The following is a 14,444-nucleotide window of genomic DNA, read 5'->3' as shown; positions in this document are numbered from 1 at the left end:
TTACATAGGCCCGATCATGGCAAAAGCCCCGCTTCCTGTCTCCCCCCTCGCCCCAAAAGGTGGGTTTCCTGAATTGCCCCGCATTGATGGGGTGCGCTTTGCCAGTGGCGCGGCGGGGGTGCGGTATCAAAACCGCACCGATGTCATGTTGGTCGAGATTTGTGCAGGGGCGTCAGTGGCAGGTGTCTTTACCCGATCCTCCACGCGCTCCGCACCTGTCCTTGATTGTGAGCGCAAGTTGGCCGCTTTGACGGAAAGCAGCGATCAAGGCTTTGGAATTGTAGTAAATTCTGGAAATTCCAACGCCTTTACAGGCCGCGCAGGTGATCAAACGGTCGAGGCGGTAACCGCCGAAGCGGGCCGTGTTCTGGGTATTCCAGCCGCTCATGTGTTCAGCGCGTCAACGGGGGTGATTGGTGAGCCCTTCGCCCCCGAAAAAATTACGCATATCTTGGCGGAATTGGCGGGCAAACTGGATGCTGACGGGGCGGATGGTGCGGCGCGGGCGATTATGACCACCGACACTTTCCCCAAAGGCGCGACAGAAACCCTGACCCTCTCGGGCCATGAGGTGAAGATCGCGGGCTTTGCCAAAGGCTCGGGCATGATCGCGCCAGATATGGCCACAATGTTGGCCTATGTCTTTACCGATGCCGCAATTTCGCGTGCCGCGCTGCAATCCATGTTATCGCAAGCCACCAAACGCAGCTTTAACGCGGTGACAGTGGACAGCGACACCTCAACCTCGGACAGTTTGATGGTGGCCGCGACAGGCAAGGCAGGTAATCCCCAAATTGCCGATTTGGACAGCACAGATGCAAAGGCATTTTATGCGGCCCTTGAGGCGGTTCTCAAAGACCTTGCCTTGCAATTGGTGCGCGATGGGGAAGGCGCAACCAAACTGATTGAAGTGCAGGTCACAGGCGCGGCAAATGACGCGGATGCAGATCGTGTTGCCCGCGCGATTGCCAACAGCCCACTTGTGAAAACCGCGGCGGCGGGCGAGGACCCAAATTGGGGCCGTGTTGTCATGGCGGTCGGGAAATCTGGCGCAGTCGCGGATCGTGACCGCCTGACCATCAAGTTCGGTGATATTTTGGTGGCCGAAAATGGCTGGGTCAGCCCCGATTACCGCGAAGAACAAGGGGCCGCCTATATGAAACAGCAGGAATTGCGGATCGCCGTGGATATGGGCCTTGGCATGGGGGCGGCCACAGTTTGGACCTGTGACCTGACCCATGGCTATATCAGCATCAATGCGGATTATCGCTCATGAAAACGGTGCTTGTCTCTGCAGCGGCGTTGATTGATGGCGAGGGCCGTGTGCTTTTGGCGCAACGGCCTGAGGGGAAATCCATGGCCGGTCTTTGGGAGTTTCCGGGCGGTAAGGTCGAAGAGGGCGAAACGCCCGAGGCCGCCTTGATCCGAGAATTGCACGAGGAATTGGGCATTGAAACGTGGCAAAGCTGCCTTGCGCCGTTATGCTTTGCCAGCCACAGCTACGAGAAATTCCATCTGCTTATGCCGCTTTTTGCCTGCCGCAAATGGGGCGGTATCCCGCAATCGCGCGAAGGGCAGGCGCTGAAATGGGTCCGCGCAAAAGATTTGCGCGACTACCCGATGCCACCTGCAGATATCCCTTTGATTCCGATCCTGCGCGACTGGCTTTAGCCGCCAATCCACCCTTTGAGGTGATCCTGCGCGACAGCAACCAAGGCCTTGATATGCGCATCATCATCGTTGAGGCAGGGGATATAGGTAAACTGCTCGCCGCCCGCCTCTTCAAAGCTTTCGTGGATTTCTTCGTTGATCTCTTCCAAAGTCTCGATGCAATCGGCCGAGAATGCAGGGGCAATCACCGCAATCTTTTTCTTGCCCGCTTCGGCCAATCGCGCCACTTCTTCGACTGTGTAGGGCTTGAGCCACTCTTCGGGGCCAAAACGGCTTTGGAATGTCGTGACAATCTCACCGTCAGACCAACCCAAACGCTCTTTCAGCAGGCGTGAGGTTTTTTGGCACTGGCAATGATAGGGATCGCCCTCCATCAAATACCGTTTGGGAACGCCGTGATAGGAGGCCACCAAGACATCAGGGCGGTCTTCAATCTTTGCATAGGCCCGCTCAACCGACTGCGCCAAGGCCTCAATATAGAGCGGGTGCTCGTAATAGGCCTCGACTGTGCGCACGGTCGGTTGCCATTTGATATCCGTCAGTGCGCGAAAGAATTGGTCGCAAGCTGTGGCTGATGTCGCGCCCGCATATTGAGGATAAAGAGGAAAAAACAGGATTTTCGTGCAGCCTTTTGCAACCAGTTCATCCACTTTGGACTTGGTCGATGGGTTGCCATACCGCATGCAGAAATCCACCTCGACCTGATCGCCATAAAGCGCCGCCATTTCAGACTTAATCTTTGCGGTCTGATCTTTGGTAATGGTCATCAGCGGGCTTTCGCCCTGCTCTTCATTCCAAATAGATTTATAAGCCGCCCCCGAAGAAAAGGGACGCTTGGTCAAAATCACCAATTGCAAAAGCGGTTGCCAAATCCACGGGCTGTAATCAATCACGCGGCGATCTGAGAGGAATTCGTTCAAATAGCGGCGCATTGACCAGTAATCATAATGATCTGGCGTGCCCAAATTTGCCAAAAGCACACCAATCTTGCCGAACTTCACCTTTGGGTGATCAGCGGGCGCATGGGGCAGAGCAGCTTCGGTCGCGTTTTGCATCATATTCATCTTTTATCGCACTTCTTTCTTCAGCCTGACTAACCCAGACAACAAAAAACGGCCACCCTTTTACGACCCGTTTTCCACGGGTCGGGCGGTTTCATCAAATTCGGTCACGCCAAGCGCGTCTGCCAATCTCGCCTGCGCCGATCCAGGTCGAAGCGGCTTTTGTTGACTGGCATCTGGTTTCCATCCTGAAAGGAATACGATCTCAACCGTGGATCGGATGCGATTTTCTTCGAACGGATAAGTTTTTTTGTAAATCTCATCGGCGCGCGTGAATAAATCACGCGGGGGGGCGGCGCGGTGACGCGCGTCAAGCACATTGGTTTCCCCCATATCGCGCAAATCGCCAATCAGATGAAAAATATCCCGATAACTGATGGTTTTGCGCAATGTATCGGCCACAGGCAGGGCAAACCCCGCACGCCCCAAGAGCCCGCCCATATCACGCAAATCCCCCATCGGGGCCACGCGCGGCGACAAGCCGCCCATTACCGCAATTTCGGCTTGGCGCAGAACATCTCGCAATTCGGTCAGACTTTCGCCGCCAAAAAACACCCCGAGAAACAGCCCATCAGGTTTCAGCGCACGGGCCGCTTGCACAAGTTGCCCCACGGGGTCATCGGCCCAATGCAACGCCATTGCGTGGATCACCAGATCATGGGCCCCTTCGGTCAAGCCCAAGTCATCTTGGGGCAAAACGCGGGGGGCTTCGGGCATAAAATCTGCCCAATACTCCAAAAAAGGCGCGATCAAAACGGGCGCGGTAAAGCGCCTGTTAACGTCTGCCAGTCTTTCTTCAAGCTCAAGCTTGACCTCGTCATGCAAGAACCCAGCCCGATCCAACCGCGCACGCGCACGGGCACGGGCCAAGGCCTTCGGGTCGGTCAATTTTGGCGGAAAGGGTTCAGTCACGACTATGGGCTCAGGCTTTGTGAAAACTTAGGGGGTTTATGTAAGTGTTTGCGTCCCGTTTGCAAATCCTTGATCGGGCCAAAACATGGGCCTTTCCGCCTGATTGCCTGCGCTGCGGTGACAGGGTTGAAATCCCTTATGGTCTTTGTGGCCCCTGTTGGGCGGAGGCTCAATTTATTGGCAAATCCTGCTGTCACGCCTGCGGCGATGAATTGATTGGCGAGGAGGCTGCGCCTAGTGATCTTTGTGATGCATGTCTCATGCGCCCACCGCCATGGGATGCAGGCCGCGCCGTGCTGCGATATGAGGGGACAGGACGCGCACTTGTGCTTGCCCTCAAACATGGCGACCGCGCCGATATTTGCCGTGCGGCCAGTTCTTGGATGGCCGAGAAGGCACAAGATTGGCTTGATCAAAACCCGCTTCTGGTTCCCATCCCCCTACACCCGCTGCGCTTGCTGCAGCGGCGGTTCAATCAATCCGCTCTCCTCGCGCAGCATATCTGTAGAACGCCCCAGTTCCGTGAACACGCAATCACCTGCCTGCCTGATGCGTTATCTCGTCTGCGCAGAACGGCCCCCCAAGATGGGCTGGGCGCGGAAGCCCGTTTTGCCAATTTGGACGAGGCGCTGGCCCTAACCCCGCGCCATGGTGAAAGACTGCGGGGACGGGCCGTCATTTTGATTGATGATGTGATGACCTCAGGCGCGACCCTATGGTCTGCAACCCACGCCTTGCGCTTGGGCGGCGCAGGGCCGATATATGTGCTGGTTATGGCCCGCGCGACAAAAGCAGCGTAGCAGATAGGAGACAGGCAGATGGCACAGATTGAAATCTACACAAGCCCACTTTGCGGCTATTGCCACGCTGCCAAACGCCTTTTGGCAAGCAAGGATGTCAGCTTTGTCGAGACTGATGTCAGCCGTGACCCAAAACTGCGCCAAGATATGATGGCACGCGCCCATGGTCGTCACACTGTGCCGCAGATTTTTATCAATGACCAACATATAGGCGGTTACGATGATCTTGCGGCACTTGAACGTCAGGGCAAGCTTGATCCGTTGCTTTCTGCGTAAATTTCTAGTGTTTTTAACGATTTCCCTTGCACCAAAAGGCTGGCATGGGGTCTAGTCCGCGCCATGAGTGACACCAGTGATCCCCTCTCTATCGCGCTGTTCAGCGAATTGTTCATGGCTGATCAATTGGCCCGAAACCGCCTGTCTAAAGCCCTGCCAAAAGGTATGGAATTGAGCCATTTTTCTGTGCTGAACCACTTGGCCCGTGCCAATGAGGAACGCACACCTGCTCAGCTTGCGCGGCTGTTTCACGTCACCCGTGGTGCCATGACCAACACGCTGAACCGCTTGGAATGGGCGGGACATATCCATATCCGTCCCGATTGGGACGATGCCCGCCGTAAATTTGTGACCATCAGCCCCGCGGGGCGTTCCGCGCGCGATGCAGCGCTACAGGCGATTGCACCTATTTTGTCGGATACGATCGAAGCCATCGGTGCGGCCAAAGTTCGCGCAGCCCTGCCTGTTTTGCGCGAGATGCGGGTGCGCCTTGAAGATGATGCCGACCTACGCGGTTAGGGGCGAATGGATGCGGTGACGTAATTCACCGACAAATCACGATCCGAGATCGACCAACCCCGAGAAATCGGATTGAACACATAGCCCTTGCGATCCACGGGCCTCAGCCCTGCAATCTCGATCATTTTGAATAACTCATCGGGCGTGATGAATTTTGACCATTCATGCGTGCCTTTTGGCAGCCAACGCATGATATATTCCGCGCCCACAATCGCCATGGCAAAGCTTTTGGGATTGCGGTTGATGGTTGAGCACAGCATTAGCCCGCCTGATTTCAGCAAATCATGGCAAGCAGTCAAATAGGCCTGCGGATCGGCCACATGTTCAACCACTTCCATATTGAGGACGACATCGAATTGCTCACCTGCTGCGGCAAGGGCCTCAGCGCTTGTGTGGCGATAATCAATCGTCAGGCCTGATTGCTCGGCATGAACCCGTGCCACAGGAATGTTGCGCTCAGCCGCATCTGCGCCCACCACATCGGCGCCAAGCCGTGCCATGGGTTCAGATAGAAGCCCACCCCCACAGCCAATATCCAAGAGACGCAGCCCCTCAAAGGGTCGCTCAGCCGTTAGATCCCGTCCGAATTCGGCTGCGATCTGGCGCGTGATATAGTCAAGCCGCACAGGGTTCATCATGTGCAACGGTCGGAATTTCCCGTTTGGATCCCACCATTCGGCGGCCATCGCCTCGAATTTTGCGATTTCCGCAGGGTCAATTGTGCCAGTCTTGTCCGTCATTCTATGCTCAAAGCCTTGCCAAGGGGTTTGGGGCTGTTAGGTTGGGTCTTACGTCCTATATAGGAAGCTTATGGATAAGTTCACGGGCCAAAAGCGCGCAGTGCAGCATCTCTTTCCGCCGATCGACCCGTTCGATCAGCGCATGTTGGATGTTGGCGAAGGTCACCAGATTTATATGGAGCAATGCGGAAACCCAAACGGCCCTGCCGTTGTGGTGTTGCATGGCGGCCCAGGCGGCGGGTGCAGCCCCGCTATGCGGCGTTATTTTGACCCTTCGGTCTGGCGAATTATCCTGTTTGACCAGCGCGGTTGTGGCCGCTCGCGGCCCCATGCGGCTATTCGGGGCAACAGCACATGGCATCTGGTCGAAGATATTGAGCGCATCCGCAATACGCTTGGCATCGAGAAATGGGCCGTATTTGGCGGCTCTTGGGGTGCGACCCTTGCCTTGATCTATGCGCAAACCCATCCGCAATCCGTGGCCTATTTGGCCTTGCGCGGTGTATTTTTGTCGATGCAACGCGAGTTGGATTGGTTTTATGGCGGCGGCGCGGGTCAATTCTGGCCAGAACAATGGCAGCGCTTTGTCTCGCTGATCCCCGAAGATGAGCGTGGCGATTTAATTGCCGCCTATAACCGCCGCCTTTTCTCAGGCGATATGATGGTGGAAACCCGTTATGCGCGGGCTTGGGCCGCATGGGAAAACGCATTGGCCTCTATCGAAAGCGATGGCCAAGGGGGCGATTGCCCCGCCGATTACGCCCGTGCCTTCGCGCGGCTTGAGAACCATTATTTCGTCAATCGCGGCTTTCTCGAAGAAGACGGACAGATTTTAAAGAATATGCATCGTATCGCCCATATTCACGGTGTGATCGTGCAAGGGCGCTATGACATGATTTGTCCGCCCCAATCCGCCTATAGCCTTTCCGCGCGTTGGCCTTCGGGTCGTTTGCAGATGGTCAAGGCTGCGGGCCATGCCCTGTCCGAGCCTGGTATCAGCCAAGAATTGGTGCGGGTGATGAAATCTGTGGGCGAGCACGCCACAAAATTCGGCCTATAAGCGCGCCACCCAATTTGGGCTCAGTTTTCCACGCAAAAACGCAACGGGATGACGTTTCAACGTCAACCGCAGGCTCGCGTAATCTTCGATCACGGCTTCACCTTCGGTCATCTGTGGCAAATTTGGCGTGGCCTCGTTATGCGCCTCGCCCTCAAGGTCACGGGCAAAAAGCGGCAAATCTTGTGCAGGGCCAAGCCCGCGCAATTCCCAAAGTGCCGCGCGGCGATCAAACCCAAGCGCGGCAAAAGCATCTGCCTCGGCCAAGGCCCGCAAAGGTTTTTGCGACAGACCCGCACGACGCCATAAATCACGCGGACTGAGATAGCCATTGCCACGCGCGGCAACGACCCAATGCGCGTCCTCCTCGGACAGGCTTCTGATCTGCCGCAGCCCCAATCTTAGTGCAAGCGCGCCCGTCCCATCTGGTTCTAACGTGTGATCCCATGCGCTGAGATTGACGCAGACAGGTCGCACCTCCACCCCATGCGCCTGCGCATCACGCACAATCTGTGCAGGCGAATAGAACCCCATCGGTTGGCTGTTCAGCAAAGCGCAGGCAAAAACGGCAGGGTAATGGCATTTGATCCATGCGCTGGCATAAACCAAAAGCGCGAAACTTGCGGCATGGCTTTCAGGGAAACCATAGGCACCGAACCCTTCGATCTGCGCAAAACAGCGCGCGGCGAAATCGGGATCATATCCGTTATTCTGCATGCCTCGCAAAAACCGCGCCCGAAACTCCGAGACATGACCCTTTTTCTTGAACGTGGCCAAGGCACGGCGCAGCGCATCGGCCTCGGTCGGGGTGAAACTGGCCCCGACAATTGCGATTTGCATTGCCTGTTCTTGAAACAAGGGCACGCCCAAGGTCTTGCGCAACACAGCGCCCAACGCATCAGAGGGAAACTCGACCGCCTCCTCCCCATTGCGGCGGCGAATGAAGGGATGCACCATATCGCCCTGAATAGGCCCAGGTCGGATGATCGCCACTTGGATCACCAGATCATAGAAAGAACGTGGGCGCATACGCGGCAAAAAATTCATCTGCGCGCGCGATTCCACCTGAAACACACCCAGACTGTCTGCTTTGCACAGCATATCATAGACGCGGCCATCCTCAGCGGGCAGGGTGGCCAGATCAAAATCCCGTCCATAATGACCCCGCAAAAGATCAAAGGATTTGCGCAAACAACTGAGCATTCCCAAGGCCAAAACATCGACCTTCAAAATGCCCAAGGCGTCAATATCATCCTTATCCCATGCGATGATGGTGCGATCCTCCATCGTGGCATTTTCTATGGGCACAAGCGCATCAAGCCGCCCTTCGGTAATCACGAATCCCCCCACATGCTGGCTGAGATGGCGGGGGAAGCCGATAATCTGGCCCACCAAATCCATCACCAAGCGCAAATGCGGGTTATCAGGATCAAGACCGATTTCGCGCAGTCGGGCATCCTGCAATTCACCTGACCCCCATGATCCCCAAATCTGGCTTGAAAGCGCGGATAGGATATCTTCGCTCAAACCCATTGCGCGGCCAACTTCACGAATGGCACGCTTGCCGCGATAATGGATCACTGTGGCGCAAATCCCTGCACGGTGACGACCATAGCGGGTGTAAATCCATTGGATCACCTCCTCGCGGCGTTCATGCTCGAAATCAACATCAATATCGGGTGGCTCATCACGAGCCTCTGAGACAAATCGCTCAAACACCATCGTGCCAATTTCAGGAGAGACAGAGGTCACGCCCAAAGCATAACATGTGATGGAATTGGCCGCAGACCCGCGCCCTTGGCACAAAATCCCACGCCCGCGCGCGAAAGCGACAACATCATGCACTGTCAAAAAATAGGGCGCATAACCAAGCTTGTCGATCAGCGCCAATTCATGGGTCATGAGGGTCTGCGCACGCTCAGGGATGCCCCTTGGATAGCGCCAGGCAAGCCCCTTCCAAGCCAATCTCTCAAGGCGGGACTGTGGGGTTTCGCCATCAGAAATCTCGGATGGGTATTCATAGCGCAATTGATCCAGTTGAAACTGGCAGCGCCGCGCGATCAAGCGCGTTGCCGCAAGAGCGCGGGGATAATCGTGAAACAAGCGGCGCATCTGCGACAAGCTGCGCAACCGCTGTTCGGCATTGACCTGCGCATGACGTCCGAGATCAACCAAACGAATGCCTTTGCGAATGGCGCTAAGGACATCCACCAAACGGCGGCGGCGGGCGTGATGCATCATCGGCGCACCAGAGGCCACAAGCGGCAGGGATAGCGCCTCTGCCCGCCGTGCAATCGCGGCAAAACGTAACGCGTCCTGCCCGTCATAATAGGGGGTAAGGGCAAGCCAAATATGCCCCGCGAACCGCGCCGCCAATTGGGGCAGCGCATTATGCCAAGCCCCTGCATGATGCGGTGGGAAATGGGCGTTTCGATCACTGAGCACAACCAATTCCAGCCCTGCTGCATGCGACAGCAAATCCTCAAGAGCAAGCAAGCACTGCCCTTTTTCTGCGCGCAATTGGCCCTTGGACAGAATACGGCACAGATTTCCCCAACCTTCCCGCGTGCGGGCGAGGGCAATCATCTCTAGCCCATCAGGGAAAACCAATCGCGCGGCAGGCAAAAGCCGCGGACAGGTGAAAATTGGTGCGCGCGGGGCGGGGGGAATATGGGCGGGGCGCGGTGGCCCATGCAAATCAGCATCCGCCGCGCGCCGCGCCGCAATCTCACGCGCGATACGGCGCAATTCGCTATGCGCCCGCACGATGCCCGAAACCGAATTCACATCGGCAATCGCCAAAGCATGAAGCCCCAAATCCGCCGCGCGCACAGCATATTCTTCAGGATGCGATCCACCCCGAAGAAAAGAAAAATTGGACAATGCGGCAAGCTCTGCGAATCCCATACCGCAAGGATATTCACGTTTTGTTCTTTTTTCGAGAGGGTTTTTTGAGGCCAGCCTTAGCCTTCGAAATAGCGGCGCAAAATGTCGGAATAGATCACGGTCAGGCCTTGGATATCTTGACAAGATACCCGCTCATCAACCTCATGCATCCGATGGCCGACAAGACCAAATTCCACCACGGGGCAATGGCGCTGCACAAATCGGGCATCCGATGTGCCGCCTGTGGTCGACAAAACGGGCTGTCGTCCAGTGTGCTGCGCCACTGCCGCCGCGATCAGGTCAGAGAACGCGCCAGGCTCGGTCAAAAACGCCTCGCCCGAAATACGGGTTTCGCAGGCAATCTGAACGCCATGCACAGCCGCAACTTCGGCGCATTCACGTTGCAACCATGCATCCAAAGATGCGCCTGAATGCAAATCATTAAAACGAATGTTAAGCCGCATTTCACTGCGCGCAGGGATCACATTGCTGGCGGGATTCCCTGTCTCAATCGCCGTAATTTGTAGGTTGGACGGGTCAAAATGCGCTGTCCCCTCATCCAGAACATGGCGCGACAGACGATCCGCAAGCGCGGCCATGGCAGGCATTGGATTTTGCGCCTTATGCGGATAGGCGACATGGCCTTGCTTCCCCGCCACTGTAATTTGCGCATTGATTGACCCGCGCCGCCCGATTTTGATCATATCGCCCAAGGTTTCTGGGCAGGTCGGCTCGCCCACAAGGCAAACCGACATCGCTTCGCCTTGAGACTCCATCCACTCCAAAAGCGCCACTGTTCCATCCGTGGCGGGGCCTTCCTCATCGCCCGTAATGGCCAGAATAATCGCACCATCAGGTGGGGCGGTTTGCACCATATCGACCGCAGCCGCGACAAAGGCCGCAACGCCCGATTTCATATCGGTCGCGCCACGCCCATAAAGCCAATCCCCCTCGCGCACCGCGCCAAAGGGCGGGTGGCTCCAATCCGCTTCGGCCCCAATTGGCACAACATCGGTATGTCCATTAAATCCAAAACTGCGCGCATGACCTTTGGGCCCAAAGCGTGCAAAAAGATTTGCTGTGCCATTTCGATCTACGCGGTGGCACTCAAACCCTGCCGCCTCTAACACAGTTTGCAACAGCACCAATGCGCCGCCTTCCTCTGGAGTGACAGAGGGGCAACGCAGCAAATCTGCGGTCAATAGAACGGGATCAAGGCGGGTGTCGGCCATATCCGATTTCTCCAAAGGCGTCAGGCGCTAGGGTTACGCGCCCCTTGGCCAAGAGACAAACAGAAAACCGATATCTTGGTCAAACCACTATATGCAGAAGAATTGCAGGGCGCATCGCATAAATATATTAACAATAGAGATAATTTTGTGATAGCATCATGCCAATAACAATAAGCCGAGGCAGGCCGAGCGGAAAATCCGCTGTAAATCAGACGAACATGAAGGTGCTTAGGGGCGCCTGATTTGCCTGAATTTACCATGCCTTGGCACGGGGCATGGGCTAGGGGAATGGAAAGCGCACAGGAACTGGCGCTCAATACAGGCGCATCTGCGCTCAGGATGGCGTATACCATCTTCCACGATGACGTTTCCATCGTGGATGCCCGCTATTATGGCAATAATGCCTCGTCAGCGATTTGGATGGGGGGTGACAGCACCTCATCGCGCCTGACCCCATCCGATACGGGCGTTGTTCTGTCTACGGGCTTTGTCAGCGATTTAACCAATGGCTCAGGGGCCACCAACCAATCCCTTGATACGACAGGCATAACGGGCGGCGGGCGTGATTCCGATTTTGAAACCATCGCCGCGCGGCGCACATATGACGCAAGCATCTTGGAGGTGGATTTTATCCCCGACAATGCGCAAATGTCGCTGCAATTTACCTTCGCCTCAGAAGAATATCCCGAATTTGTAGGCTCGATCTTCAATGATCAGGTCGGCATTTGGATCAACGGCACCAAAGTTACGTCCCCTGTCTTTACCTTGGCCTCAATCAATTCTGTTTCTGACAACTCTAACAGCACGCTCTACATCGACAATGCCAGCGGCACCTATAATACCGAAATGGATGGGTTCACCGCCACGCTTCGCGTGAGTTTTCCTGTCTCGGTCGGTGCGATCAACACGCTCAAAATTGGCATCACCGATGTTGGTGATCCAACCCTTGATTCAGCAATCCTCATTGCGGGTGGCAGTATTCAAGGCATGGCGCTGAGTGCTGATGACAGCCTGCGCATCGCACAGCGCGCCACCAGCACTTTAGATGTTTTGGCCAATGACAGCGCAACAATGGCTGTCACCCAAATCAACGGCCAAGACATTCGCGCGGGGGAAACAATAACCCTTGCCTCTGGTCATCAGATCACACTCTTGCCCGATGGCAGATTGTCGGTCACAGCACCCGCCCTTCCTGGGGGTGACACAGTTATCCGTAATTTCACCTATACCGCGACCAATTCAGACGGCATCACCGACACCGCCTTTGTCACAATCACCACTGTGCCTTGCTTTGCCCGCGGCACAAAAATCAGAACGACCGAAGGGGATATCGCGATTGAATATCTGAGGGTCGGTATGATGGTCGAAACCCATGATGGTGGCCCGCAGCCAATCCGTTGGATTGGCAGCCGCAAAGTGCCCGCGATCGGCAATCACGCCCCGATTGTCATTGAGAAAGGCAGCCTTGGGTTTCACGGCACGCTGGTATTATCGCCCCAACACCGTGTGCTTGTCCGCGATATTCGCGCGCAATTGATGTTTGGCGAGGAGGAGGTCTTGGTTGCGGCCAAGGACTTGATCAATGATGTCACGATCTATCGCCGCGAAGGCGGGGATGTGGAATATTTTCACATCCTGTTTGACCACCACCAGATCATCACATCCGAGGGGCTTTTGACCGAAAGCTTTTACCCCGGAAAACAGGTCTTGCCCGAATTTGATGATGCAATCCGCGCCGAATTGTTCGACCTCTTTCCTGCCCTGCAAGACAGCTGTGGCGCGGGTTATGGCGAATTAGTGCGGATGCCGCTGCGCAGCTATGAGGCGCGGGCCATGATGGCTTAGCGGGCCAGATCAAAAATGGCATCAACATCCAAATGCGTCTCCAGATGCTGTGCCAAATCATCCAAGACTGCACCGATCTGCGCCCGATAGCCGACCGCGCTAATCTCGGCACCAAGACCCGCGAAGAACGCGGTGCGAAACCCATCCTCTTGGAAAAGCCCGTGTAGGTAACTGCCCATCACCCGCCCATCGGCACTTATCGCGCCATCCTTGTGGCCGGTCAAAGCAGCAAAGGGACGCGTGCAATCAGGGCCTGAGGTTTCGCCCATATGGATTTCATAGCCCGAAACGGCGGCCCCCGTTGGAACATGGTGCGCCGCGCTGAGCGCCAGACGCTTTTTGGGGCGCATCAGGGTTTCAATCTCTAACAGACCCAAGCCCTCGGTGACCCCAACCGCGCCATCAAGCCCCTCAGGGTCGCTGATCCTGCGGCCAAGCATTTGATAGCCGCCACATAGGCCCAAGATCGCGCCGCCGCGCCGCCGATGTGCGGCCAGATCAACATCCCAACCCTGCGCGCGCAAAAATTCCAAATCGGCCCGCGTGCTTTTTGATCCAGGCAGGATGACCAAATCAGCATCCGCTGGAATCACACGCCCCGCTTCAACCCAAGTGAGGCGCAGCTTGGGGTCTTGGGCAATCGGATCAAGATCATCGAAATTTGATATCCGTGGAAATGCGAGGGCCGCAACATGAAACGCGCCAGCATGGGTCGGGGTTTTGCCCAGATCTACGCCATCCTCGGCGGGTAATTTCCAAGCATCGCCAAACCAAGGCACCACTCCAAACCCACGCCATCCTGTTTGCTCGGCAATATAGCGATAGCCGTCATCAAAGAGGCGCGGGTCACCCCGAAAGCGGTTGATCAAAAACCCCGCAATTTGAGCGCGATCTTGGTCGTCCAATACGGCTTTCGTTCCAACGATCTGTGCAATCACCCCACCACGATCAATATCGCCTGCGAGGATCACGGGGATATTTTCAGCACAGGCAAAGCCCATATTGGCGATATCACCTTTACGCAAATTGACCTCGGCAGCGCTGCCTGCCCCTTCGACAATCACAAGATCATGCTGCGCGGACAGCCGCGCAAAACTGTCTTGCACGGCCGCCAAGAGGCGCGGCTTCAACCCTTGGTAATCCTGCGCCTCGGCGCGGGTCAGACGCGCGCCTTGCACCACAATCTGCGCGCCTGTGCTGCTTTCGGGTTTGATCAGAACAGGGTTCATATCAACATGAGGCGCAAGACCTGCGGCCTCAGCCTGCACGGCCTGTGCGCGACCAATCTCGCCCCCTTCAGGGCAGACAGCCGCATTGTTCGACATATTTTGCGGCTTAAACGGCGCGACATTGATCCCGCGCTTGCGCGCAGCACGGCAAAGCCCCGCAACAAGCAATGATTTGCCCACATTCGACCCTGTGCCTTGGATCATGACAGCGGGCAT

The 14,444-nt window shown here is 56.1% G+C and carries 13 protein-coding genes; 7 read left to right on the top strand and 6 right to left on the bottom strand.

Annotation, left to right across the window (positions count from 1 at the left end):
• Positions 1 to 16 precede the first annotated feature (16 nt).
• Positions 17 to 1,276 carry a bifunctional glutamate N-acetyltransferase/amino-acid acetyltransferase ArgJ gene (gene argJ, locus AAC620_RS08070; RefSeq protein ID WP_340244115.1) on the top strand — a complete coding sequence of 420 codons (1,260 nt, stop codon included), beginning with the start codon at positions 17 to 19 and terminating at the stop codon, positions 1,274 to 1,276.
• Positions 1,273 to 1,671: an 8-oxo-dGTP diphosphatase MutT gene (gene mutT, locus AAC620_RS08065; RefSeq protein WP_317656958.1), complete on the top strand. Its 399-nt coding sequence runs from the start codon at positions 1,273 to 1,275 to the stop codon at positions 1,669 to 1,671. The genes argJ and mutT overlap by 4 nt, the downstream gene beginning before the upstream one ends.
• Here the strand turns inward: mutT and hemH are convergent.
• A complete protein-coding gene (gene hemH / locus AAC620_RS08060) occupies positions 1,668 to 2,729 on the bottom strand; it encodes a ferrochelatase (protein WP_317657299.1) in 1,062 nt (353 codons plus the stop codon). The genes mutT and hemH overlap by 4 nt on opposite strands.
• A gap of 66 nt (positions 2,730 to 2,795) precedes the next feature.
• Complete coding sequence (locus AAC620_RS08055) at positions 2,796 to 3,644, bottom strand: methyltransferase domain-containing protein (protein ID WP_340244112.1); 849 nt, start codon at positions 3,642 to 3,644, stop codon at positions 2,796 to 2,798.
• A gap of 44 nt (positions 3,645 to 3,688) precedes the next feature.
• On the opposite strand from AAC620_RS08055, the gene AAC620_RS08050 reads away from it, so the two are divergent.
• The 3 genes from AAC620_RS08050 (at position 3,689) to AAC620_RS08040 (ending at position 5,239) form a co-directional block, all read left to right on the top strand.
• Complete coding sequence (locus tag AAC620_RS08050) at positions 3,689 to 4,444, top strand: ComF family protein (protein ID WP_340244110.1); 756 nt, start codon at positions 3,689 to 3,691, stop codon at positions 4,442 to 4,444.
• A gap of 18 nt (positions 4,445 to 4,462) precedes the next feature.
• The gene (gene grxC, locus AAC620_RS08045; protein WP_317656964.1) at positions 4,463 to 4,720 is read left to right on the top strand and encodes a glutaredoxin 3; all 258 of its coding nucleotides are present in this window, start codon (positions 4,463 to 4,465) and stop codon (positions 4,718 to 4,720) included.
• A 63-nt stretch (positions 4,721 to 4,783) separates the two neighbouring features.
• Positions 4,784 to 5,239, top strand: a complete 456-nt coding sequence (locus tag AAC620_RS08040; RefSeq protein WP_317656966.1) for a MarR family winged helix-turn-helix transcriptional regulator — start codon at positions 4,784 to 4,786, stop codon at positions 5,237 to 5,239.
• Here AAC620_RS08040 and ubiG read toward each other — a convergent pair.
• Entirely contained in the window at positions 5,236 to 5,979 is a 744-nt protein-coding gene (gene ubiG, locus AAC620_RS08035; protein WP_340244108.1) for a bifunctional 2-polyprenyl-6-hydroxyphenol methylase/3-demethylubiquinol 3-O-methyltransferase UbiG, read from the bottom strand. The genes AAC620_RS08040 and ubiG overlap by 4 nt on opposite strands.
• Positions 5,980 to 6,049: 70 nt before the next feature.
• On the opposite strand from ubiG, the gene pip reads away from it, so the two are divergent.
• A complete protein-coding gene (gene pip / locus AAC620_RS08030) occupies positions 6,050 to 7,039 on the top strand; it encodes a prolyl aminopeptidase (protein ID WP_317656971.1) in 990 nt (329 codons plus the stop codon).
• Here pip and AAC620_RS08025 read toward each other — a convergent pair.
• Together AAC620_RS08025 and dapE are read right to left on the bottom strand one after the other, a co-directional pair.
• Positions 7,034 to 9,943: an error-prone DNA polymerase gene (locus tag AAC620_RS08025; RefSeq protein WP_340244105.1), complete on the bottom strand. Its 2,910-nt coding sequence runs from the start codon at positions 9,941 to 9,943 to the stop codon at positions 7,034 to 7,036. The genes pip and AAC620_RS08025 overlap by 6 nt on opposite strands.
• A 56-nt stretch (positions 9,944 to 9,999) precedes the next feature.
• The gene (gene dapE / locus AAC620_RS08020) at positions 10,000 to 11,154 is read right to left on the bottom strand and encodes a succinyl-diaminopimelate desuccinylase (protein ID WP_317656975.1); all 1,155 of its coding nucleotides are present in this window, start codon (positions 11,152 to 11,154) and stop codon (positions 10,000 to 10,002) included.
• A 288-nt stretch (positions 11,155 to 11,442) separates the two neighbouring features.
• On the opposite strand from dapE, the gene AAC620_RS08015 reads away from it, so the two are divergent.
• Positions 11,443 to 12,999: a Hint domain-containing protein gene (locus tag AAC620_RS08015; RefSeq protein ID WP_340244103.1), complete on the top strand. Its 1,557-nt coding sequence runs from the start codon at positions 11,443 to 11,445 to the stop codon at positions 12,997 to 12,999.
• On the opposite strand, the gene AAC620_RS08010 is transcribed toward AAC620_RS08015, so the two are convergent.
• Positions 12,996 to 14,444 (bottom strand): cobyric acid synthase, encoded by a 1,449-nt coding sequence (locus AAC620_RS08010; RefSeq protein WP_340244101.1) that lies wholly within the window; start codon positions 14,442 to 14,444, stop codon positions 12,996 to 12,998. The genes AAC620_RS08015 and AAC620_RS08010 overlap by 4 nt on opposite strands.

Source organism: Roseobacter sp. HKCCA2468, assembly GCF_037805105.1.
GTDB lineage: Bacteria > Pseudomonadota > Alphaproteobacteria > Rhodobacterales > Rhodobacteraceae > M30B80.
The sequence above is the reverse complement of the archived record's forward strand: the minus strand, read 5'-3'. Positions and strand labels throughout refer to the sequence as shown.